A 21,724-nucleotide genomic window follows, 5' to 3' on the forward strand; every position below is an offset into this window, starting at 1 on the left:
TCAGCCCATAAACGTGTGGTCGTGTTTTGTTGCCCAAATCTGGCTTCGTCCTGAAACCAGACATCGACACACTCTAATACCAATCCGGAAAATTAACTGGTCAGGGAGCAGGGTTCGATAAACAAACTCGATTTGCCATGGATGGCAAATCGAATCCCCATGGATGGGTTCATGCGTATTTGTGTTCGATGCTAAGAGCTTTTTTCTAATAGGAGCTCTGTGGTAGTAACCCGGCAGTTGATGCCTTGCTCCTGCAGGCGGGTGCATTGGGACTGGGCCTGTGCTCTGTTCAGGTAGGTGCCCAGTTGTAACCTGAGGTGCTCGCTGCCTTCCCTAGCTACCTTAGAATAAGATGCCTGCGGCAATATATTGGCGTGCGAACGGTAGAGCAGGTGCCAGTAGGCCTTCATGGTTGTTTCGGAGCTAAACTCACCCAATGAAACCAGAAACGCTGGCTGGAAGATCAGGGCAGCAAGACTGAAATCGTTGCCGCGCAACACATCGCCATCACCCTTTATCGTTACCTCGACGGCCGCAAGCGGATACAGTTTCTTATCCTCGATATACTGCTTATCGATCTCCACCCGGAACTTACCCGGCAACACATTCATAAAGAGGTAGAAGCCATCATATTCACTCTCCCCTCTTTGTACCACTTGGTCCTGTTCATCCAGCAGCACAAGGGGGGCATAGGCCACCGGCTTCTCACCGCCATGACCATCCTCTAGGTAGACCATGCCTTCGATTTCACCAGTGGTGACCACAGGTATATCCAGGGTCTCCACCAACCCCGGTCTGGGTGTAATCGAGATTCCGAGGCGACTGGGCATCCAGTAGGGGTCCTCCAGACTTCCTATCTCTAGTTCAATATCCGTGGTGCGATAAGCGGGCAGGCCACGCAAAAAAGCAATCCCCTTGTCATTAGTAGAAGCTCTGCGGTATACCTGGGTGCCTTTTACCTTGGCACCCACCACTGGCGGCTCATCTTGGTCGTAGCGGCCGTTTAGGTTCAAGTCCTGAAATACGCGCACACTGATGGCACCGTTTTGCGCCAGGCGGCGGCGGTCTATATAAAGGTCACTTTCCTGAGGATCCCAGCCCAGGCTAAGTAGGGTGTTCAGGCCCAGAAACCATTCGCCGCGATCATCGTAGGAGAGGGTAGAGCTCAGATAAAATGTATCGGCTTTCCAGTTCAACCTCATATCCGCTTTATACCTTTCGGTTTGGGGCCAGTAGTTAATGCCAAACTCGCTGTTAAGGGAGGAGCTGAGGGCGCGGCTGAACTCGGTATCCAGCTGGGTTAGCTCGGCTTCGGGCGACAGGCTATAGTCAGCCCCTAGCTCCCAGGTGAATGCTGAAAAGCGCTTACGCAACAAAGCGCTGCCGCTTTGCCAGTCCTCTGCCTCACCCACCTCAGGCTCGGTTCTTTGATAAGTAAAGCTGTTGCTCAGGTAAAAGGACGGCCGGTAGAGGCTGAGACGGTTTTGTAGCGAAAAGCTCGGTTGGTCGATATCGCCATAGCGGCGGCTAAACCCCTGCTCATAGTTGAGCGCAGTCTGCCGGCCCTGGAAAAGCGAGCCTGCCAGCGTCACATTGTCATTAAACTTACCATCATCAGCATTGTGCGAGAAATTCAGTGCATGTTTGCCCAAAAAGGTTTTCCCCCCCATCCGGTAGGCACCGTTGTTGTCAACTCCGGCCTGCATCAGCAGGCGGTCAAACAGGGAAAAACTAGCGTCTAAAGAGTAAGCTGCGTTATGTCTTTCCACCTTGGAAATGGTTGCATCTAACAACAATTTGTCGCTAAGGCTTTTGCTATACTTGCCAGCCAGATGCCAGTCAGCAGTATTGGCGGCTGGCTCGTTGAGAAACAGACTGCCGGGCTGGGTAAGGGAGAGATCGAAATAGTGCTGCTTTTCTACCGTGCGGCTGTCTACTAGCACCTGCTTGGTCTTTTCCCGGATCTGGCCTTGCGGGCCGTAAAAGATCAGTCTAAGGGTGTTGTTGCCGTAGAGCAGCTCTATATCGTTAAACACATAGCGACCATCTGGCCCGGCGGTCAGCGCATTTATCAGTACATCATTACGGTAAAGCTCTACATCCCAGCCGGGCTGAATATCTCCCTGCAAATCCAGAGTGTCTAACTCGGTATTGCCCGTCAGTGGCCTGTTGCTAAAACTCATTCCCCGTTCCTGGCCGCTGGCACCGGCTACTGGTACAACATCGCCAAAGCGGTATTGGGTAGCGTTTACGGGACCCAATAGGCCGCCCTCCAGCGAGGTTTTTTCCAACGTCAGGCGCGCATAGTCCAGTTCATTTTCCGAGCCGCCGCCAAGGTAATACTGACTGCTAAAAAAGCCCAAATCATGGCGACCCAAAGTAGAATAGCCGAAGTTGACATCTTTTCCTGAATAGGTGGAGTTGGTGCTGATATCCAACAGGGGTGCGGACAACAGTTCGTGACCGCTTTTGCGCAGTGGTAAAGCCGGCTTGGTGCTGGTTGTTTTTGTCCTGCTTTTTTGTCTCTGTTTGCGCGTCAGAGCTGCCTGGATCGGCAGGGGTTGCTCTGGCTTAAGCACCAACATCATAGCACCGAAGTCAAATGTCATTTTGATATTAAACCAGCGGTCGAGATCGTCGGCATGAATATAGAGGTCGTCCGGCAGGATCTGAAAGTGTGAGGCCGGCAGATGGTAGGTAACCCCGTTTGCCTCGGCTTTAGCCTGACTGTCGGCGGCAGTTTGCTCACCATCCTTTTCGGGCAGGTTCAGGCTAAAGCTCTGGTCCTCATTGATATACCAGCCAGCGGCCGCCGATGTTTCGTTGTCCAGCTCAATGGCGAAATCTAAAAGATCGACAAATTGGCCAAAGGCGATAAGGGCGCTATCTTTATGCTTGATGGCAAACAGATCGCCGATCACCAGATCGTCGATGCGCACCTCCAGTATCAGCTCTTCACCATCGGCGATGCCCCGGCCATCATCTGTCGTTGGAGCGTCGGCAGGCATCAGTCCAAAATCTGGTTCCTGATATTTGTGGTTGATCGTTCGGATCAACTCAAACAGTTCTGACTGGGCAATAGCGGGCGTGCAGACAGGCCAAAGCAAGCCCAGCAGCAGCCACTTACACGGATGGTACAGGGACATAAAGTTAAGGTGCTAATTGGTAGTCGCTGATGGTCAGTTGTTGCTCTGCCAGAACTCGGCCTCCGAACTCGTCGTCTCCCTCATAAATCAGACGCAGCGTGCCGTCCTGCGCAATGGGATCGTGAAAGGGCAGACTAATCACGCGTTGTTTGTTTTCATGGAAAACTGCAACGTTGTTAAGGGTAGCCACATGGCGCTCTTCGACACCGTCATACGAGCGCCAGAAGGCTTTCAGGCTACCGAAGGTGCTGTGCAGACCTGATCGGTTAAGGGCAAAAGTTAACCCATCTGGCTTGGCACTACCGGCACCCCGGTAGAGCGTCACCGGGCCAAACTCCGCAGCAGCGTCCAGGCCGCCGGCACGTATGATCACCGGAATGGAAAAGCTCAGCCTCAAGTTTAACTGAATACCCACGCCCTCGGTTTGCTTGCGTTCCTTATTACCGGGCAGAGCGGCAAGCAGCAGGTGGGAGCGATACTCCCCGGGTGCAAGATCCTTAGGGCGGCGCACCGCGATGCGAACCTGCTGGCGCTCGCCTGGGCCGAGCGTTACCTGTCTGGGGCTAAATCTGAGCATGCTGCTGGCAATATTAAAGCTGGCTAACTCTTCCTCGTTCAGAGCCTGGTAGCGGCCGTCGGGTAATTGCTTTTGCTGCTGAAACTCCAGTCGGTAGGTCTTGGTCTCGCTGCTGGTATTCATCAAAAAGACCTTAGAACTGCGTTCTCTCTCGGCAAAGCTTAATCGGGTCGGCGAGATCAAAAGGCTGGCGCTGGCGTTGCTGGCAAGTAAAACTGGCAGCAGCAAGGTGGCGAGCAGGGACAGGTTTTTTCTGCTAATTATCAACAGCATGGAATTCCTAAACTTTATTAATGGGTGATATGTAGAGTTATATGGGGATTAGTGTATTTGGCGTCCAGGTAGTAGCCTGTACCTGAGGTGGCCAGGGTAGCGCCAACCCATACCCGCGCCTCGCCCTTAGTGTTTGTTCTGACCCAGGGCTTGACGTTTAGTTGCTTAATGGTGAAGCGGCTACCAGCGTTGCCGCCGTGGCTCAGGCTTTTGGCACCCTCCGGCAGACTGGTCGTGATATGGAGGTAACTGCCTGCCTGAAAACCGGAAAGCAGAAACTCGGCCGGGTGACCTTGCTCAATAACCACGATATTGGTGTCATACTTTCGTGAGCCGTCCGGGTTAATCTGGTAGTTATAGATATTGTCGTTGTTGCGCAGTGCAATAACCCCGAAGTCAAGCGGCTTAACCTGAGTGATCTCCCCAGCCCAGGCTCCCCCGGCGAGCAGGCATATTGCCAGCAACGATAACAAGTGGTTACGCATGACTTTTCCAATAAACTATTGAACTGGTTAATTTAACAGAGGCAAGCCGGTAAGCCGGCTCGCTCCTTTGCTTTAGTATTTAATTGTCAAGTCATATGTACCGCTGTATACAGCATCGTCATAAGAAGCATCTCCCGCTTTTTGGGTGTTCAAGGTTGCACCTACCAGTAATACCAGGTTGCCGTTCTCATCTGTTCTGGCTTTTCCTGCACCAGTAGCACCATCTAACTCAACCGCTTGATCATTGGCATAAGCTGTAAATTTACCTAGGGTAAACTTCAGTGATTCCGGCGCTGCGTTTTCCATTTTCAACTCGATAGTATCAGCATCTTTCGGCAACGTGATATTCAGGTTGGTATACCTAGCCGCGTTGCTCACCGTAAAGGTACCTGGCGATACATTGGTTTTGTCAATTGGGGTGATGCTGCCGGAGTCAGCAGTAGCTGTTGCTGTCACCTCACCAGTGCTGGGATCTAATACCAGTGTGGCGACATTTGTATTATCGCTACCAGCTACTGCCGCGATGGTGCCGAAGTTAAGCGAAGCCGTTTCGACGATATCCAGAGTATTTCTGACCTCGACCGATGCTGTCCCCTTGCCGTTAAACTCAGGTGCTACGCCCTCTGCGTAGGCAGAGCTCGCAAATACTGCCAGTGCTGCATAAGCCAGTTTTTTGTTATTTTTCAATGTTAACTCCTTTTGTTTTCAAGATAAGCGGGCGGCTCAGTGCCACCGTTAGATTATTCAATCAAGAGAACTTACTAAACCAATAGACGTGGGCGTATTGTTTAAGCACGGCCACTAAAAGCAGGGGGCAGGGCTATCCTTTAACCTTACTGTCAGCACATACTTACGCCGGTTGAGTTACTTTATATAAGCGATATTCTGTTCATCGGACAAAGGCTTGCCGGTCAGCGGTCTCACGATACAGTCCAGCCCGTCGGTCTTAAGTTGTCGACACAATGCGTGTGCTGTCACCTTATCCTTTACAGGGCCGGCAAGTAGACGATAAAGCCTCTCCTTTTTTGGCCCGATATAAACGGGTGTTAGATAAAAGCGTTTGTCTGACAGAAGTTCAGGCGACTTCTTCACCAGTTTCCTTTTATTTGACTCGATATATTGAAGCCATCTATAGGTGCCAACTTGTAATGCATATTGTTGGGTTTTAGGCTGAGCGTCTTTCTCTTTCTTAGCTGAAGCTTTGATGGCTTTATCGCCTGCATCGACCACTGCTATCAACTTATGATCTTTTACTTCAGGGAGGATCTTATTTGGTGCTGGCTTAGGAGTAGAGGAAGCCATTTTATCCAACTGGCCAATCAGATTTTTAAAGTCCGACTCCAACGCGGCCAACCGGTTAATGCCTGGGCGGTATTGCTCCCACTCCGTATTTTGTTGATCAAGACGATCTCTCAACTCTTCGACTTGTGCTTGAATAGCCTGATACTCAGATGTGTTTGTGGGTTTACTGGTTGCACAGGAAGCCAGTAATAGACAACAGCCAACGACTAACAACTTTGATATCGCTGTGCTTGTATATGGACCTTGAACTGTATTCGACCGACAACCTTGCCTTGTAAGCTTATTATTGGATGCCTTAATTATTCGCACGCATTATACCTAGAAGACAACTTATTGATATTTATAATATGATGCGGAGTTTAATCAAGGGGGTAAAACTAATCAATAGCTAAGAACAAGATTACGCGATGGGGTTAAAAGAACAGTCAAGCAAGAGCTTATCTCTGAGCTTGCCATCCCAAGCAACTTATTACTGTTTTCCTACAACGTTCTTTCTATGAGGAAAGTGTGATATTTGCTCTCCGGTGGGTAGAGAACAACAGTGCATTAAATGGCTATTTGGGGGCGTGAGTGTCGGTCTTTGAAATGAGCAAGGACAGGCTAGTCGCATGAGTGAACTTGCTATTAAGCACAGTTGGGGAGGGGCATTGAATGGCCAACATAAATAGCATGATGGCTTTGGAAGAGTTGGGTCTTTATTTTTAAGCGCTCGTTATCGAGAGCTTATGTATCTCGAGGCTATCCACGCCTGAGAGGCGAATATGAAATGTTTCTATCTGGCAGATAAAGAAAAGCCGCGACCTAAAAAGGTAGCGGCTTGTTCTATAACAATTTTTAATTACGGTCTTAGTTCATGCCGTATTTTTTAAGTTTCTTGCGAAGAGTACCGCGGTTGATACCCATCATAGTTGCTGCGCGAGTTTGGTTACCGCGAGTGTACTGCATGATGGTATCTAGTAGTGGCTGTTCAACTTCAGCTAGAACTAATTCGTATAGCTCTGTTACTTCCTGGCCGTTTAGTTGAGCAAGGTAGTTTTTAAGAGATGCTTTAACAGAGTCACGTAAAGGCTTTTGAGTAATCTGGTCTTGTGACGTTACTGTAGTTACTGTTAATGCTTCTGAAGTCAGATTTTGTTCGAACATATTCGGTCTAGCTCTTCTCTTAATTATGATGCAACGTTATCAAAATAACCTTCTAACGCCTCTATTTGCAGCGGGGCTGCATCGATAGCGTTGAAGGTACGGCGAAACTCACTCGCTTGCTCATACTCTTTTAGGTACCAACCAACGTGCTTACGCGCGATACGTGGGCCTAAGTACTCTCCATAAAATTCATGTAGAGCATTCACATGGCCAAGCATAATGGTTTTCACTTCCTCTGCCGGAAGCTCATCCATCGTGGTGCCGTTTTCCAAATAGTGATGGATTTCCTGGAAAATCCAAGGACGACCTTGGGCAGGGCGTCCAATCATTAAAGCGTCCGCACCGGTGTACTCCAGTACAAATTTGGCTTTCTCCGGGCTATCGATATCACCGTTCGCGATAACCGGAATTGAAATTGCCTCTTTTACCGCTTTAATGCTGTCGTATTCGGCCTCACCTTTGTACATACATGCTTTTGTTCTACCGTGTAGTGCAAGAGCCTGTATGCCGCAGTCTTCGGCTAATTTAGCGATTTGGAGACAGTTTTTGTTTTCTGTATCCCAGCCAGTTCGGGTCTTCAACGTTACAGGAACGTCAACAGCATTCACTACCGCTTTCAAAATCTCTTCGATAATGTTTGGGTACTGAAGCAGTGCAGAGCCCGCTAGCTTCTTATTCACTTTCTTTGCTGGGCAACCCATGTTGATGTCGATGATTTGCGCACCGTTTTCAACACTAAATTGAGCTGCATCCGCCATAAGCTGTGGATCGGAACCGGCAATCTGTACAGAGCGAATGCCCGATTCGCCTTCATGCACCATGCGCTGTTTCGACTTCGACGTTTTCCATAGCTTTGGGTTGGCAGACATCATTTCACTGACGGCCATTCCCGCACCATAACGAAGACACAACTCGCGAAACGGTCTATCCGTTACACCAGCCATAGGGGCTACGATTAGATTGTTCTTAAGTTGATAGTTTCCGATTCTCAAAACGTCATCACAGTTCTGTACCAGCAAGGGCGCGCATTTTACGCATTTTTTTACTGCGTGAAAAGACTAATATTTGAGCATTTACAAATTGTTTTTGTAAATTGTATGAATTTCAATCAATTAGCCGTCAAATCCTTGTCTAGCCTTGCTTACGACCAGAGATGCGACACCACTCTTTTTGCTCAACGATAGGATCTATGTGAAGCTCATCACGGTAGTAGTTGGCGACATCTTCTGCTTGGGTATCTAAAACGCCCGACATCGCAAGGTCACCATTTGGCTTCACCAGACCTTTAATGATAGGAGCAAGTTCGCGCAGAGGACCTGCAAGAATATTGGCAACCACCACGTCAGCGATCAGGCCTTCAGGTTGATTTTGAGGTAGGTAAACTTCAAGTTGATCGGCAACGCCGTTACGCTCTGCGTTGTCGCGAGAGGCTTGTAGAGCTTGAGGATCAATGTCGATCCCGATGACTTTCTCTGCGCCTAGTTTGATCGCAGCGATCGCCAGAATGCCAGAGCCACAGCCGAAGTCGATGACAGTCTTACCCGTCAGGTCCAGGCCTTCTAGCCATTCCAGACAAAGCGCTGTCGTTGGGTGAGTACCCGTACCGAATGCCAGGCCAGGATCAAGCATAACGTTTACTGCGTCTGGCTCAGGAACGTCACGCCAGCTCGGACAAATCCATAGGCGCTCACCAAATTTCATTGGGTGGAAGTTTTCCATCCACTCACGTTCCCAGTCTTTGTCTTCCAGCTGTTCTACTTTATAAGCAAAATTGTCTGCAAGCATGTTACTTGCTTTGATTTGGTCGATGATGAAGTTGGTATCGGCTTCTGCATCGTACAGTGCCAGAATGTCAGTATCGCCCCATAAGCGAGTTTCGCCAGGAAGAGGTTCGAATACAGGCGTATCTTGCGCGTCTAGGAAAGTTACAGACAGCGCTCCAGTCTCTTCCATTAGCATGTCGCCGATTTGCTCAGCGTTTTCATTGGTCGCGTTGAGTTTGATTTGAATCCAAGGCATTGGTTTTTGCTCTTACAGTAAATGAAGTGGCGCAGAGTTTACCAGAACTCTGCGATTTGTTTGAGTATATACCCAAATGACTTCAAGATGCAGGATTCAGAGCGTTGTCACTGATACTACTTCAAGGAAAATAATGCAGCGGAATAGCAAGCTCTTTCCAAGTTATTTGACGCAGAAATTGTGTCAGTGACACGCTCCCGAAGGGCGAGTTGTCTTGACTCACAGCCTTTGTTAACGATTTTTGATTTAGTACCACTAGATCTTCAAATCGTTGTCGCGTCTGAGAGCCAAGTCATTCTAGCTGAACCAAGCATCTCGAGGTTATTTGGGTATAGACTTTGTACAAAACAAAAATGCCCACAGATGTGGGCATTTTTCAGGAGTTGAACCAAGGCTTATTGTAGGCCTAGCTTCTTCTCTAGGTAATGAATGTTGGCACCACCGTGCTGAAAGTTCTCATCATTCATGATTGAAACTTGCAGAGGCACGTTAGTTTTGATGCCTTCGATGATCATCTCACCAAGTGCGTTCTTCATACGTGCAATCGCTACATCACGGTTCTCACCGTAAGTGATCAGTTTACCAATCATTGAATCGTAATGAGGTGGTACTGAGTAACCTGTGTAGATGTGCGATTCCCAACGTACGCCCATGCCACCTGGAGAGTGGAAACGTTCAATCTTACCTGGAGATGGTAGGAAGCGCTCTGGGTCTTCTGCGTTGATACGACACTCAATCGCATGGCCGCGGATCTTAATATCATCCTGAGTGAATGACAGAGGCTGGCCAGCTGCAACACGTAGCTGCTCTTTGATTAGGTCGATACCTGTAACCATTTCTGTTACTGGGTGCTCTACCTGAATACGAGTGTTCATTTCGATGAAGTAGAACTCACCGTTTTCGTATAGGAATTCGAACGTACCTGCGCCGCGGTAACCGATTTCGATACATGCACGAGTACAACGCTCACCGATGTACTTACGCATTTCTTCAGTGATACCTGGTGCTGGTGCTTCTTCTACCACTTTCTGGTGACGACGCTGCATTGAACAGTCACGCTCACCTAGGTGGATTGCGCCGCCCTGGCCGTCAGCAATAACCTGAACTTCAACGTGACGAGGGTTTTCCAGGAATTTCTCCATGTAAACCATGTCGTTGTTGAATGCTGCTTTCGCTTCTGCACGTGTCATAGCGATAGCCTGTACTAGTTCTTTTTCAGAACGTACAACACGCATACCACGACCGCCGCCGCCGCCTGACGCTTTGATGATGACTGGGTAACCAATGCGTTTAGCAAACGCTTTGTTTTTATCTTCATCATTGTCCAATGGACCGTCAGAACCTGGTACACAAGGAACGCCAGCTTTCTTCATTGCGTTGATCGCTGATACTTTGTCGCCCATCAAGCGGATAGTTTCTGCTTTAGGACCAACAAAGATGAAGCCGCTACGCTCAACTTGCTCTGCGAAGTCTGCGTTTTCTGACAAGAAGCCGTAACCAGGGTGGATAGCAACCGCACCCGTTACTTCTGCTGCAGAAATGATACGTGGAATGTTTAGGTAACTGTCGATACCACGAGCAGGACCGATACATACGGTTTCATCTGCAAGTAGTACGTGCTTAAGATCGCGGTCAGCTGTTGAGTGAACAGCAACGGTCTTAATACCTAACTCTTTACAAGCGCGAAGAATACGAAGTGCAATTTCACCTCGGTTCGCGATGACTACTTTGTCTAGCATAAGGCAAGCCTCGCTTATTCGATTACAACTAGAGGTTGGTCGAATTCAACTGGTTGGCCGTCTTCAACAAGGATAGCTGTAACAACGCCAGATTTGTCCGCTTCGATTTGGTTCATCATCTTCATTGCTTCAACGATACATAGAGTATCGCCAGCGCTAACTTTTTGGCCTACTTCTACGAATGCTTTCGAGTCAGGGCTTGGAGAACGGTAGAAAGTACCAACCATTGGAGAAAGAACTTGGTGACCCGCAGGTACTGCTGGAGCTTCAGCTGCTGGTGCTTCTGCTACTGGAGCCGCTGCTACTGGCGCAGGTGCTGCTACTGGAGCTGCTGCGTAGTGAACTGGTGCTGGCGCAGCTGCAGTGCCGTGACGACTGATGCGTACTGATTCTTCACCTTCTGAAATTTCTAGCTCAGCAATGCCAGACTCTTCAACTAACTCGATTAGCTTTTTGATTTTACGAATATCCATCTTTTCTTTCTCTTTTATCTTGTGATTAAGACAACCCCGTAGGATTGCAGAGTGTAAGGGTTACTTTGTCTGAAGTTTGTTAATTACGGCAGACAGAGCAAATTCATAACCTTGTGCGCCTAGACCGCAAATCACCCCTTCTGCCTTATCTGACAGGTATGAGTGATGGCGAAACGGCTCACGTGCGTGCACGTTTGATAGGTGCACTTCGATAAATGGGATGGCGACGCCAAGTAATGCATCTCGCAGTGCTACACTGGTATGAGTGAAAGCAGCTGGATTGATGATGATGAAGTCAATCTTGCCATGCGCGGCATGAATGGCTTCAATTAGTTCGTACTCACGATTTGATTGTAGGTGTTCTAATTCCACCCCTGCGTTGTGAGCTTGCTCCGTTAGCGTGTTCACAATCTGTGCTAAGGTGTTATTACCATAGTGTGTCGGTTCGCGCAGACCTAACAGGTTAAGGTTTGGTCCGTTTAGAACAAGAATCCGTGACTTTGCAGACATTATGTTGCTATCTTCCCTTATCGTGAGTGGAACGTTTATTTTCCCAAATATACGATAATTCAACACGATTTTTTTGTTAAAACCGAGCAAAATTTAAAAAATCGACCAAGATTATAGCTAATTCATAGCAATTAGCAGCAATTTACTGGTCTAATCTCCCAACAGCTCATGTTCTTTCTGCAACCAAGTTAACAAAAATAACCTAATGACCACATCAAGGGTGTGGCTAACTTGCGTCCCAAAGCAAAAAAACCGCCATCAAAGTGGCGGTTTTCTGTTATTTGTTTAAAACTGGCTAGTTAGCTTACGCCAGCTCAGCTTTTTCAGCGATAAGTTTGTCTACAACGCTAGGGTCGGCAAGCGTTGACGTGTCACCCAGGTTGCTCGTATCGCCAGTTGCAATCTTACGCAGAATTCGACGCATGATCTTACCAGAGCGAGTCTTCGGTAGGGAATCCGTCCAGTGCAGTACATCTGGTGTTGCAATTGGACCGATCTCTTTGCGTACCCAGTCTTTAACTTCTTTGTGCAGTTCCGCTGAAGGGAATTCACCATCGTTTAGCGTGATGTAAGCATAGATAGCCTGACCTTTGATGTCGTGCGGGATACCTACAATGGCTGCTTCTGCAATCTTGTGGTGCGCGACTAGGGCAGATTCAATCTCTGCGGTACCCATACGGTGCCCAGAAACGTTCAATACGTCATCCACACGGCCTGTGATCCAGTAGTAACCATCTTCGTCACGACGAGCGCCATCACTGGTGAAGTACATGCCCTTGAAGGTTGAGAAGTAAGTTTGTTCGAAGCGTTCATGGTCACCATAGACCGTACGCATCTGACCTGGCCACGAATCAAGAATCACAAGGTTGCCTTCAGCTGCACCTTCAATAATGTTACCCATGTTATCGACAAGCGCAGGTTGTACGCCGAAGAATGGACGGGTCGCGGAACCTGGTTTTAGATCTGTAGCGCCTGGTAGTGGAGCAATCAAGATGCCGCCTGTTTCAGTTTGCCACCAAGTATCGACAATCGGTGAATTTTCGTTACCGATGGTCTTGTAGTACCACTCCCATGCTTCTGGGTTGATTGGCTCACCTACCGAACCCATGATGCGAAGGCTTGTACGAGACGTGCCTTCAACCGCTTCATTACCTTTTGCCATTAGCGCACGAATCGCAGTTGGCGCAGTGTAAAGGATGTTCACTTGATGCTTATCAACCACTTCGCTCATACGGCTTGTGCTTGGGTAGTTTGGCACACCCTCAAACAAGATGGTTTTAGCGCCGTTCGCTAGTGGACCGTAGATAAGGTACGTGTGACCAGTAATCCAGCCCACGTCAGCAGTACACCAGAAGGTTTCGCCCGGCTGGTAGTCGAAGACGTATTTAAATGTCATTGCGGCATAAACAAGGTAGCCACCAGTGGTATGCAGTACGCCTTTAGGTTTACCCGTAGAGCCTGAGGTGTAAAGGATGAAAAGTGGATCTTCGGCTTTCATCTCTTCTGGAGGGCAAACGTCAGAAACACTTGCGGTTGCTTCATGCCACCAAACATCACGGTGATCATGCCATTCAACATCGCCACCAGTACGTTTAAGAACCAACACTTTGCTGATGGTTTTCACGTCTGGGTTAGTCAGTGCTTCATCAACATTCTTTTTAAGTGGAACCGCACGTCCGCCACGAACGCCTTCGTCTGCGGTGATGACAACTTTAGCGTCTGAGTCAATGATACGGCCAGAAAGTGCTTCTGGTGAGAAACCGCCGAATACCACAGTGTGGACTGCGCCGATGCGGGTACAAGCCAGCATCGCGATTGCAGCTTCAGGTACCATTGGCATGTAGAGACAAACTACATCGCCTTTACGTACGCCTTGATCTTTCAGTGCGTTTGAGAATTTACATACTTCTTTGTGCAGTTCATTGAACGTCAGCGTTTTATCGTCTGCAGGATCATCGCCTTCCCAGATGATTGCTACGTCGTCGCCGTGTTCTGCTAGATGGCGGTCAATACAGTTTGCTGAAACGTTAAGTGTGCCGTCTTCAAACCAGCGGATGTCGACGTGACCCGTGTCGAAAGAGGTGCTTTTTACTTGGGTGAAAGGTTTAATCCAATCAACGATTTTGCCGTGCTCGTTCCAGAAGCCCTCTGGGTCGGTTACCGACTGCTGATACATGGCTAGGTAAGTTTCATTATCCGCGTGTGTATGAGTTTTAATGTTTTCTTTTACCGGATAAACGTGGGCTTCGCTCATGGCTTCTCTCCTTGTGCCTTTATTTCTCGGCCTTACAACAATCTACATAAGACTTTGAATCTTTACTTTGTCGGGCTGTTGTATTTACCCGCTCTATCAACATTATGATTTTCTAAAACATAAAGAATAGAACGGATATTTGTTTTAAACAGTTGGTCGTCGCAAGACTGACCTTGTGCTAATAACTTTCAGTCACAGCGCGTATTTCCACAATTAGACTTTAGGATGATAGAGAGGGATCTACCGAAAAAGGGTTGAAATAAAAGTAATTATGGGAGCCAGGTCAACAGGAATTATGTGTATGGCACGCTGAGACTCGGTAAATCGCCTTTGGTTAAACGAACAAATACCAATGCTGCGGATATCGCATCTTGCAAAGCGTCGTGCTTATCTTGAATTGGCAGCTCAAGGTGCTTGCAAATCGCCTCCAGACTTAAGTCGAAATAGGCATTAGGTAGATGTCGCTCCAGCTTATCGTGGTAAATCTGGCTTACTTCAATAAGAGGGTTGGGCAGGGGGAATCCCAGTTGTCTTTGGCAGGCGAGGTCTAAGATTTTTTTGTCGTAACGGATGTGATAGCCGACGAGTGGACGATTGCCGATAAAATCTATTAATTTCAATAGCGCATCCTTTTCGCTGATGCCGTCGACTAAATCCTGATGGCGAATTTTATGGATTTTTACCGAGCCGGAATCGAGAGATTGTGGCGCTCGCAAATGCACTTCGAATGGTTGGCTGGTGATAATGCGGTTATCAATGATTTTAGTGGCTGCGATGGTCACCAGCTCTGCTCTATTCGGGTCTAGGCTGGTGGTTTCGCAGTCGAGAGAAACCAGCTCGGTTTTATCTGGTGCACAAAATAGCGACTGATAAGGCGAGCCTTTCAGTTTATAGTGCCAATATTTTCGTTGTAGCCAATTCATCCCAGATACCTCTTTTACAACTTACCGGGCTTAATCACGGATCTGATAGTGGAAACCTAAAAACTGCTTAAACTTTTTCACGACATGCAGGCTATGACGCAGTAAGTCGCGCTCTGTTCTGTCGAGTTGTTTGAGGTCGATATTATTCTGTGCCTCTTGTTGGTTAAGTTGCTGATTGAGCCGAAGCTTAAAGAACAACTTGAGTGCTTCGTTTAAGTTATCTGCCGTTTCTGGTTCTAAAATTCGCTTGTTTCTCAGGGCTTCTATTCGAGCGAAGGTATTTTTCTCTTCAATGGCATATTCGAGAGACAGAGTTCTAATGCCGTGCACTATCGGGAAAATACCGCCGCGTTTGATATCTAAGCCATCTTTGGCACTTTTTACGTTACCAAACAGAGTCAGAGGCACAGAAAACTGCAACGCTGGACGGGTAAAGTCGGACAGGATCAACATGCGATCTTTCATTGTGTCTCTGAGATGGTTGGCGACGGGAGTGAGTAATTCTCGATTGCCAGCAACGGCTTGCGCATCACTGAAGATGGCTAAGTCCATGATTTGTTCTGGCTGCGCTTTTGAAATCCAATTATCAAGGGTTCGAATCCACTCTGATTGAGAGTTTACCCACTTAGGATTGTTGACCATCACTTTGCCAGGGCAGAGCGGATAACCCAGTTGCTGCAGGGTGTGGGTGAATGATTGCATCACCTGTTCACTGTGCGACCACTCTAAACCGTCTTTAATGATCAGCGCATTATCTTGGTCGGTCTTGAGGATCTGCTCACCTCGGCCTTCCGAGCCTAAAACAATTAGGCAGCAGTGGTCGTGGAGTGCTGGTGGCACCACTAATTCAAACGCTTTCTCGATAATTTGTTCATTAACGGCAGATATCAATTCCATGATAAATCGGGTGCGGATGCCATTTCTCACCAGACTCTCTACTAACTGACGTTGTCGGTTTGACGCCAGAGCGAGTTCTTCGACACTGCTGGCTCTGGCGATGCTGAGCGTAAGCACGTGTGAATGAGTGGAGAATGCACTGAGGATCTGCGTCATATCCAACATGCCAATGGCTTGATTACCATCGCAGACCATCAGGCGCTTCATCCTGTGGCGCGTCATCGTAATCATGGCATTAAACAGGAAGTCGCCTTCATCAACGTGGTAAACCGGGAAGGTGGCGATCTCGCCCACAGGTGTATCGACAGCGCAGTTATCTAACATCACGGAATGGAGCATGTTCGTTCGCGTGACAATGGCGTACGGATGCGCTGAAGGCCATTTTTCGAGGCGTGCATCATCTGGGTTGAGCTCAACTAATGCGGCGTCGATGCCATTTTCCTTCAATGTTCGTGTGACATCATTGATAGGCATGTCGGGCTTAAGAATCATCGGAGGATGGTAAATGCTCTTATCGACTTTAGTCAGAATAAACTCGGCCAGATTTTGCTGTTGCTGCGCGGCTTCGATTAATGCCTGTCGTTTAGATAGGTTGTTATCGAAGTACGCTGCGAATTGTCCATTCTCGTTATAGAGTTCAAGAAACACTTCTTTTGGCAGCAAATAGGACAGCGTATCCTCAAGCGCTACATACTGATGACGTACACTCTCTTCAAACAAAGAACGGACATCAAACATATCGTCATTGGCATAGTGAGCGAAAACTTCGCTCTGGTCTTTGGAGCGCTCTTCCACGGCACCTTTGATCAAAATATGCAAATGAGGGTTGGTTTGCCCACAAGATAAAATCACATCTCGAGTTCGATAATATGCCACGTCGAGAGACGAACGCAGTCGCGCTTGCTGCTTGCTGGTCAGGCGATCGAACGGGGGAGATTGCATATTAAACTTATCAGGCATAAGGAACCCTAAAATTGGGAGGAACACATTCTAAGTCTGACAAATTTCCTCCCATAAGCCAGACGACTTTGGTCTAAATCCAGGGCGTTAAAATCCACGCTTTCTGATTTTTAAAAGTTTGTATCCCATCGAGGAAACGGTAAGTTGCCGATTCTTCCCTTTTTCTACTCCGTTTCGCGATCCATAATCCACGCTCATAACGTTGGTGTTCCCATTTTAGGAAAATAATAATGCTAAAACCTTCTCCGTATGGCTGGATCTCCCAGTACTTTCTCGGATTCTTTTTTGCGTATGGCGTCTATCTGCCATTTTGGTCATTGTGGTTTAAAGAGCAGGGTGTCACGCCGACTGATATTGGCTTGCTAGTGGGTTTAGGCTTGGCAACTCGCTGTGTTGCGAATCTGGTGATTACTCCTCGAGTGCATAGAGTGGAGCGTTTGATGCCAGCATTACGTTGGTTGAGTTTCGCCGGTCTTATTTTTGTAGGATTCCATTTTTTTACCGGCGGTAACTTTTGGTTAATGGCGTTGGCTACCATTCTATTTAACTTATGTTGTGGCCCCATTATCCCGCTCTCTGATGCGATGGCGAATTATTATGCGCGTTTAAAAGTGCTCGATTACGGGCGTTCACGTTTATGGGGATCGATCGCGTTTATCGCTGGTTCTACCGTGGTTGGTTACTTAGTGGCAGGTTTTGGTGCGGATATGATTCTGTACACCGCAATGGCGGGTTTAACTATAGCCTTGTTGTTTGCGATGCGTATGACTAACCCAATGCCGGTAACGCTCAGTGATCAGCACGCTGAACGTCCTAAATTGTCGGCACTGTTAACCGAGAAATCTGTCCTTAAGTTTTTAGTGCTTGTGTCGCTGATTCAGGGCAGCCATGCGGCGTATTATGGCTTTAGTGCGATCCACTGGAAATCCGCTGGTCACTCTGAAGATGTGATTGGTTACCTTTGGAGTCTGGGGGTGGCAGCAGAGGTTGCCGTGTTTGCGTTGAGCAAGCGCATCTTTGCTGGTCGTTCTCTGCGTTCACTGTTTGTTATTGCGGCTTGCGGTGTGATGTTGCGTTGGGGGATCACGGCAGGCACAACGTCAATTCTAGCTTTGGTTATCGTCCAGCTGCTGCATGGCGTGACGTTTGCGGCTGCGCATATTGCTGCGATTCAATACATCCAAAACTCTTCAGAGAATAAAATGGTTGCGTTACAGGCGCTATATAACGCGGTTGCGCTTGGGGCATTTACTGCGCTGATGACGGTGCTCAGTGGTTGGGCTTATGAACACTGGGGCGCGTTTGTGTTCTGGGGAATGGCTGTAATGGGATTGATTGCACTGTTCATTAAACTGGATCCGCAAGAGCCAGCAAGGCATGTTGTTGACCTGTCGGATAAAACACTTGAAACACAGAATTAGACTTCTGTGACAAAGGTTAAAAACTAATCTTTGTCTCTGTTGTGAAAGCAGTGTTAAATGAAACCTCTCCCTTACGGAGAGGTTTTTGTTTTTTGTAAGCAAGGTCATAAAGGATATCGGATGCAAGGATGGCTGGTGGTTCCCGTTTCTTTGGCGTACTTGGGAGCCCTATTTATAATCGCGTGGTATGGAGACAACCAGAGAAGGTGGCTAGCCAGATGGCGGCCTTGGATCTACAGCTTGTCTATTGCTGTGTATTGTACCTCCTGGACGTTCTACGGCACGGTGGGCCAAGCGAGCAGTAATCCCTGGTCTTTTCTGCCGATCTACATTGCGCCGATTCTGGTCTTTACGCTTGGTTGGCGAGTGCTTGCCAGGCTGATATTAATCGCCAAGCGTGAACACATTACCTCTATTGCTGATTTCATTGGCGCACGTTATGGAAAATCGCAGGGACTAGCGGTTGCCGTGACGCTGATTGCCGTCGCGGGGATTCTTCCTTATATCGCATTGCAGTTACGTGGCATCACCATGGGGCTGGAAATCATTGCGCCTGAGCTTGCGTCAGACTTTGGTTATCAGAACGACAGTGTCTCTTGGTTTGTGGTAATGGCACTGGCCATCTTTACCATTTTATTCGGTACGCGTCATATCGATAACACCGAGCACCACCGGGGCATGATGATGGCGATCGCCTTTGAGTCGATCATCAAGCTGATGGCATTTTTAGTGGTTGGTGTATTTATTGTCTGGCTGGCAATGAGTGCAGAAAACCTCAGTCTGATAGATGTCGCTACCGAAACCTATCAGCCGCCCAACATTCCTACCATTCTGATCCATACCGTGCTTACCATGTTGGCGATCGTTTGTTTACCTCGTCAATTTCATACCATGGTGGTGGAAAACGAGCGCGCTCAGGATCTGCATGTTGCCCGCTGGTTGTTTCCACTCTATCTGATTTTAATGGGTATTTTTGTCTTGCCGATTGCGTGGGTAGGGCAAGGACTGCTGAGTGATGCGTCGCCAGATACTTTTGTTATCAGTGTGCCGATGGCGGTTGGCGCGAGCGAGATTGCGTTACTGGCATTCCTTGGTGGCACTTCCGCAGCAAGTGGGATGGTGATCGTTTCGACTATCGCGTTAGCCATCATGGTATCGAATGATCTGGCGATGCCACTGCTTTTACGTCGTATGCGCCTGTCCCAACGTAATCATCAGCACTTTTCTCAGTTACTGCTACGCATTCGTCGCGCACTTATCCTGATTCTTTTGATTGGTGCATGGGGCTTTTATCAGGCACTTGATAGTATCCACTCACTCTCTGCGATAGGCTTTCTATCGTTTGCAGCCATCACTCAATTCGCGCCGGCACTGATTGGCGGGATGTATTGGCGTCAGGGAAACAAGAAGGGCGTTTATGTCGGTCTTGCGGTTGGTTTTACTATTTGGCTTATCACCCTGATGAGCCAAACCGACATGCTTGCGGGTAACGCCAGCAGTAACTTTTTGATTTGGCTTATTACGCCGCCAGAGATGTTAACCCAGTTTGATATTGCGATCTCTGACTGGGGAATGATTCTCAGTGTCGCGGCCAATACCGCCTGTTTTGTCGTCGTTTCTCTGATTACTCGTCCAAGCCTAAGTGAGCGCTTACAATCGGCTTCGTTTGTTGGTACACCGTTGCCAGAAAGCGAAAATATGAGCCTTTACCAGAGCCGCGTGACCGTGGCTGAACTGGAAATGCTCGCCTCTCGCTTTGTTGGGCGATCTCGCGTTAAAGTTGCGTTTCAGGCCTATTGGAGCCAGCAACGTGAAGAGCTGATGCCGAACCAGCAAGCGCCGTCTTCATTGATAAGACACACAGAACGTGTGCTCGCGGGGGTCTTCGGTGCTTCTTCTGCTAAGTTAGTACTTACTTCTGCCTTGCAGGGAAGAAACATGCAGCTCGAAGAAGTCGCGACCATCGTTGATGAAGCTTCTGAACTGTACGATTTCAGCCGAGGGCTACTGCAAGGGGCGATTGAGCATATTGGCCAGGGTATCGCTGTGGTCGATAAACAATTGCGGCTGGTGGCATGGAACCAACGTTATCTTGAGTTGTTTGAATTTCCTCCGGGGTTAATTCAGGTCGGCCGTCCAATCGCAGATGTCATTCGCCACAATGCCGAGCAAGGGTTATGCGGCCCGGGTGATCCAGATGACCATGTTCGTCGCCGGGTTTACCATCTTGAGCAAGGGACGCGGCATACATCCTCTCGTGTTCGTCCTGACGGCCGAGTAATTGAAGTGCAGGGGAATCCGATGCCGGGTGGGGGCTTTGTTATGAGCTTCACCGACATCACCGTCTTCCGCGATGCCGAGCAGGCACTAAAAGAGGCGAACGAGACGCTTGAGGAACGCGTGCGACTTCGTACCCGTGAACTTGAACGGCTTAACAAACAGCTGGTGGCGGCGACGCAGCGTTCAGATTTAGAATCGAAGTCAAAGTCACGATTCCTCGCGGCGGTGAGCCACGACCTGATGCAGCCTCTTAATGCTGCAAGGCTGTTTGCCTCTTCACTTTCTGAAGTCGCCAAAGACGACGAGACGAAAAAGCTCTCTTCTCATATCGAAAGTGCACTCGGTGCAGCAGAGGATTTGATTGGCGACTTGTTGGATATTTCCCGTCTGGAGTCGGGCAAGCTTGAAGTGCATGTTTGTGGGTTCGCCGTTAATGATGTATTGGCGAATTTAAATGCGGAGTTCAGTGCGCTGGCGAAACAACAGGGTATTGAGTTTACGATGATCCCTTCCTCGCTGACGGTGAATTCTGACCCCAAACTTCTGCGCCGAGTGGTGCAAAACTTTCTTACTAACGCGTTCCGCTATAGTCCAAACGGCAAAGTCGCTTTGGGTGTGCGCCGCGTCAAAGGTCGAGTGCGTATTGATGTCTGGGATAACGGTATGGGCATTGAAGAAGAGAAACAGCAGGAGATCTTTGAAGAATTTAACCGAGGCTCTCAAGTTCGCTCTGATCAGGGCTTAGGGTTGGGGCTGGCGATATCGAAAGGGATAGCGCAGGTGCTGGGACATGAAATCTCGATGCGCTCCTGGCATGGCAAAGGCAGTGTCTTCTCGATTACGCTCGACAGAGCCGAGAGCGTACAGGTCATCAGCACAGTGACGATGCCAAGCAGTACTCAGTCTGAGCTATGCCATCTGAAAATTCTGTGTGTCGACAATGAGCCAGATATTTTAGTGGGAATGGATAACCTGTTATCGCGTTGGGGCTGTGATACACGACTGGCCGCCGACTTAGTCGAAAGTCTGAAAGCGCTGGATGATGGCTGGGTGCCGGATGTGATCTTCTCGGATTACCGACTCGATAACGGACGCACTGGATTGGAAGTGCTGCAACAGTGCCGTCTTCGTCTGGGTAATCGCTTTGAAGGTGTCATCATCAGTGCGGACCGTACCGATGATATGCTCGATGGCATCAAAGCGAATGGATTTAGCTTTATCGCCAAACCTGTTAAACCGTTGAAGTTGCGTTCGGTACTAAACCGAGTGGCCTAGTTTTAGTTAGTTTCAGTTATTTACAGTTAGATAAAGACCTCCAATTG

General features: G+C 48.4%; 16 protein-coding genes. 2 read left to right on the forward strand and 14 right to left on the reverse strand.

Translation table 11 applies throughout. The features are described 5' to 3' along the window. Window positions 1-191: 191 nt before the first annotated feature. From V1U08_RS21480 to V1U08_RS21545, 14 genes are all read right to left on the reverse strand, one after another. Entirely contained in the window at window positions 192-3,146 is a 2,955-nt protein-coding gene (locus tag V1U08_RS21480) for an MSCRAMM family protein (protein WP_330471395.1), read from the reverse strand. Between the two features lie 4 nt (window positions 3,147-3,150). Next, window positions 3,151-3,996, reverse strand: coding sequence for a fimbrial biogenesis chaperone (locus V1U08_RS21485; protein WP_330471396.1), 846 nt, complete (start codon window positions 3,994-3,996; stop codon window positions 3,151-3,153). A gap of 17 nt (window positions 3,997-4,013) precedes the next feature. After that, window positions 4,014-4,481, reverse strand: coding sequence for a DUF4402 domain-containing protein (locus V1U08_RS21490; RefSeq protein ID WP_020336229.1), 468 nt, complete (start codon window positions 4,479-4,481; stop codon window positions 4,014-4,016). A gap of 72 nt (window positions 4,482-4,553) precedes the next feature. Then, a complete protein-coding gene (locus V1U08_RS21495) occupies window positions 4,554-5,168 on the reverse strand; it encodes a DUF4402 domain-containing protein (RefSeq protein ID WP_330471397.1) in 615 nt (204 codons plus the stop codon). Between the two features lie 177 nt (window positions 5,169-5,345). Then, complete coding sequence (locus V1U08_RS21500) at window positions 5,346-6,092, reverse strand: SPOR domain-containing protein (protein ID WP_330471398.1); 747 nt, start codon at window positions 6,090-6,092, stop codon at window positions 5,346-5,348. Between the two features lie 537 nt (window positions 6,093-6,629). Then, complete coding sequence (gene fis, locus V1U08_RS21505; RefSeq protein WP_000462885.1) at window positions 6,630-6,926, reverse strand: DNA-binding transcriptional regulator Fis; 297 nt, start codon at window positions 6,924-6,926, stop codon at window positions 6,630-6,632. Window positions 6,927-6,949: 23 nt separating this feature from the next. After that, the gene (gene dusB / locus V1U08_RS21510) at window positions 6,950-7,918 is read right to left on the reverse strand and encodes a tRNA dihydrouridine synthase DusB (protein WP_330471399.1); all 969 of its coding nucleotides are present in this window, start codon (window positions 7,916-7,918) and stop codon (window positions 6,950-6,952) included. Window positions 7,919-8,057: 139 nt separating this feature from the next. Beyond that, window positions 8,058-8,945 carry a 50S ribosomal protein L11 methyltransferase gene (gene prmA / locus V1U08_RS21515; protein ID WP_020336225.1) on the reverse strand — a complete coding sequence of 296 codons (888 nt, stop codon included), beginning with the start codon at window positions 8,943-8,945 and terminating at the stop codon, window positions 8,058-8,060. A 395-nt stretch (window positions 8,946-9,340) separates the two neighbouring features. Next, window positions 9,341-10,684 carry an acetyl-CoA carboxylase biotin carboxylase subunit gene (gene accC, locus V1U08_RS21520; RefSeq protein ID WP_014233261.1) on the reverse strand — a complete coding sequence of 448 codons (1,344 nt, stop codon included), beginning with the start codon at window positions 10,682-10,684 and terminating at the stop codon, window positions 9,341-9,343. A gap of 14 nt (window positions 10,685-10,698) precedes the next feature. Next, window positions 10,699-11,157 carry an acetyl-CoA carboxylase biotin carboxyl carrier protein gene (accB, locus tag V1U08_RS21525; RefSeq protein WP_014233260.1) on the reverse strand — a complete coding sequence of 153 codons (459 nt, stop codon included), beginning with the start codon at window positions 11,155-11,157 and terminating at the stop codon, window positions 10,699-10,701. A 60-nt stretch (window positions 11,158-11,217) separates the two neighbouring features. Beyond that, window positions 11,218-11,667: a type II 3-dehydroquinate dehydratase gene (aroQ, locus tag V1U08_RS21530; protein WP_014233259.1), complete on the reverse strand. Its 450-nt coding sequence runs from the start codon at window positions 11,665-11,667 to the stop codon at window positions 11,218-11,220. A 304-nt stretch (window positions 11,668-11,971) separates the two neighbouring features. Continuing rightward, complete coding sequence (acs, locus tag V1U08_RS21535) at window positions 11,972-13,921, reverse strand: acetate--CoA ligase (RefSeq protein WP_020336224.1); 1,950 nt, start codon at window positions 13,919-13,921, stop codon at window positions 11,972-11,974. A gap of 293 nt (window positions 13,922-14,214) precedes the next feature. Then, window positions 14,215-14,844, reverse strand: a complete 630-nt coding sequence (locus V1U08_RS21540) for a 3'-5' exonuclease (protein ID WP_014233257.1) — start codon at window positions 14,842-14,844, stop codon at window positions 14,215-14,217. Between the two features lie 30 nt (window positions 14,845-14,874). After that, window positions 14,875-16,701, reverse strand: coding sequence for a DUF294 nucleotidyltransferase-like domain-containing protein (locus V1U08_RS21545; protein WP_065300324.1), 1,827 nt, complete (start codon window positions 16,699-16,701; stop codon window positions 14,875-14,877). 230 nt (window positions 16,702-16,931) lie between these two features. On the opposite strand from V1U08_RS21545, the gene V1U08_RS21550 reads away from it, so the two are divergent. Both V1U08_RS21550 and V1U08_RS21555 read left to right on the forward strand, forming a co-directional pair. Then, on the forward strand, window positions 16,932-18,122 hold the full coding sequence (locus V1U08_RS21550) for a 3-phenylpropionate MFS transporter (RefSeq protein ID WP_065300323.1): 1,191 nt from the start codon (window positions 16,932-16,934) through the stop codon (window positions 18,120-18,122). A 120-nt stretch (window positions 18,123-18,242) separates the two neighbouring features. Continuing rightward, window positions 18,243-21,677: a hybrid sensor histidine kinase/response regulator gene (locus V1U08_RS21555; RefSeq protein WP_014233254.1), complete on the forward strand. Its 3,435-nt coding sequence runs from the start codon at window positions 18,243-18,245 to the stop codon at window positions 21,675-21,677. The last annotated feature ends 47 nt before the right edge of the window (window positions 21,678-21,724 follow it).

It is taken from the genome of Vibrio sp. YYF0003 (assembly GCF_036350715.1).
Taxonomy (GTDB): domain Bacteria; phylum Pseudomonadota; class Gammaproteobacteria; order Enterobacterales; family Vibrionaceae; genus Vibrio; species Vibrio natriegens.

What these genes read in the sequence shown, in the direction of transcription:
- fis (WP_000462885.1), bottom strand. Translation starts at nt 6,926, where the DNA reads ATGTTCGAACAAAATCTGACTTCAGAAGCATTAACAGTAACTACAGTA.
- aroQ (WP_014233259.1), bottom strand. Translation starts at nt 11,667, where the DNA reads ATGTCTGCAAAGTCACGGATTCTTGTTCTAAACGGACCAAACCTTAAC.
- V1U08_RS21555 (WP_014233254.1), top strand. Translation starts at nt 18,243, where the DNA reads ATGCAAGGATGGCTGGTGGTTCCCGTTTCTTTGGCGTACTTGGGAGCC.
- accC (WP_014233261.1), bottom strand. Translation starts at nt 10,684, where the DNA reads ATGCTAGACAAAGTAGTCATCGCGAACCGAGGTGAAATTGCACTTCGT.
- V1U08_RS21485 (WP_330471396.1), bottom strand. Translation starts at nt 3,996, where the DNA reads ATGCTGTTGATAATTAGCAGAAAAAACCTGTCCCTGCTCGCCACCTTG.
- V1U08_RS21545 (WP_065300324.1), bottom strand. Translation starts at nt 16,701, where the DNA reads ATGCCTGATAAGTTTAATATGCAATCTCCCCCGTTCGATCGCCTGACC.
- V1U08_RS21490 (WP_020336229.1), bottom strand. Translation starts at nt 4,481, where the DNA reads ATGCGTAACCACTTGTTATCGTTGCTGGCAATATGCCTGCTCGCCGGG.
- accB (WP_014233260.1), bottom strand. Translation starts at nt 11,157, where the DNA reads ATGGATATTCGTAAAATCAAAAAGCTAATCGAGTTAGTTGAAGAGTCT.
- prmA (WP_020336225.1), bottom strand. Translation starts at nt 8,945, where the DNA reads ATGCCTTGGATTCAAATCAAACTCAACGCGACCAATGAAAACGCTGAG.
- acs (WP_020336224.1), bottom strand. Translation starts at nt 13,921, where the DNA reads ATGAGCGAAGCCCACGTTTATCCGGTAAAAGAAAACATTAAAACTCAT.
- V1U08_RS21540 (WP_014233257.1), bottom strand. Translation starts at nt 14,844, where the DNA reads ATGAATTGGCTACAACGAAAATATTGGCACTATAAACTGAAAGGCTCG.
- V1U08_RS21480 (WP_330471395.1), bottom strand. Translation starts at nt 3,146, where the DNA reads ATGTCCCTGTACCATCCGTGTAAGTGGCTGCTGCTGGGCTTGCTTTGG.
- V1U08_RS21550 (WP_065300323.1), top strand. Translation starts at nt 16,932, where the DNA reads ATGCTAAAACCTTCTCCGTATGGCTGGATCTCCCAGTACTTTCTCGGA.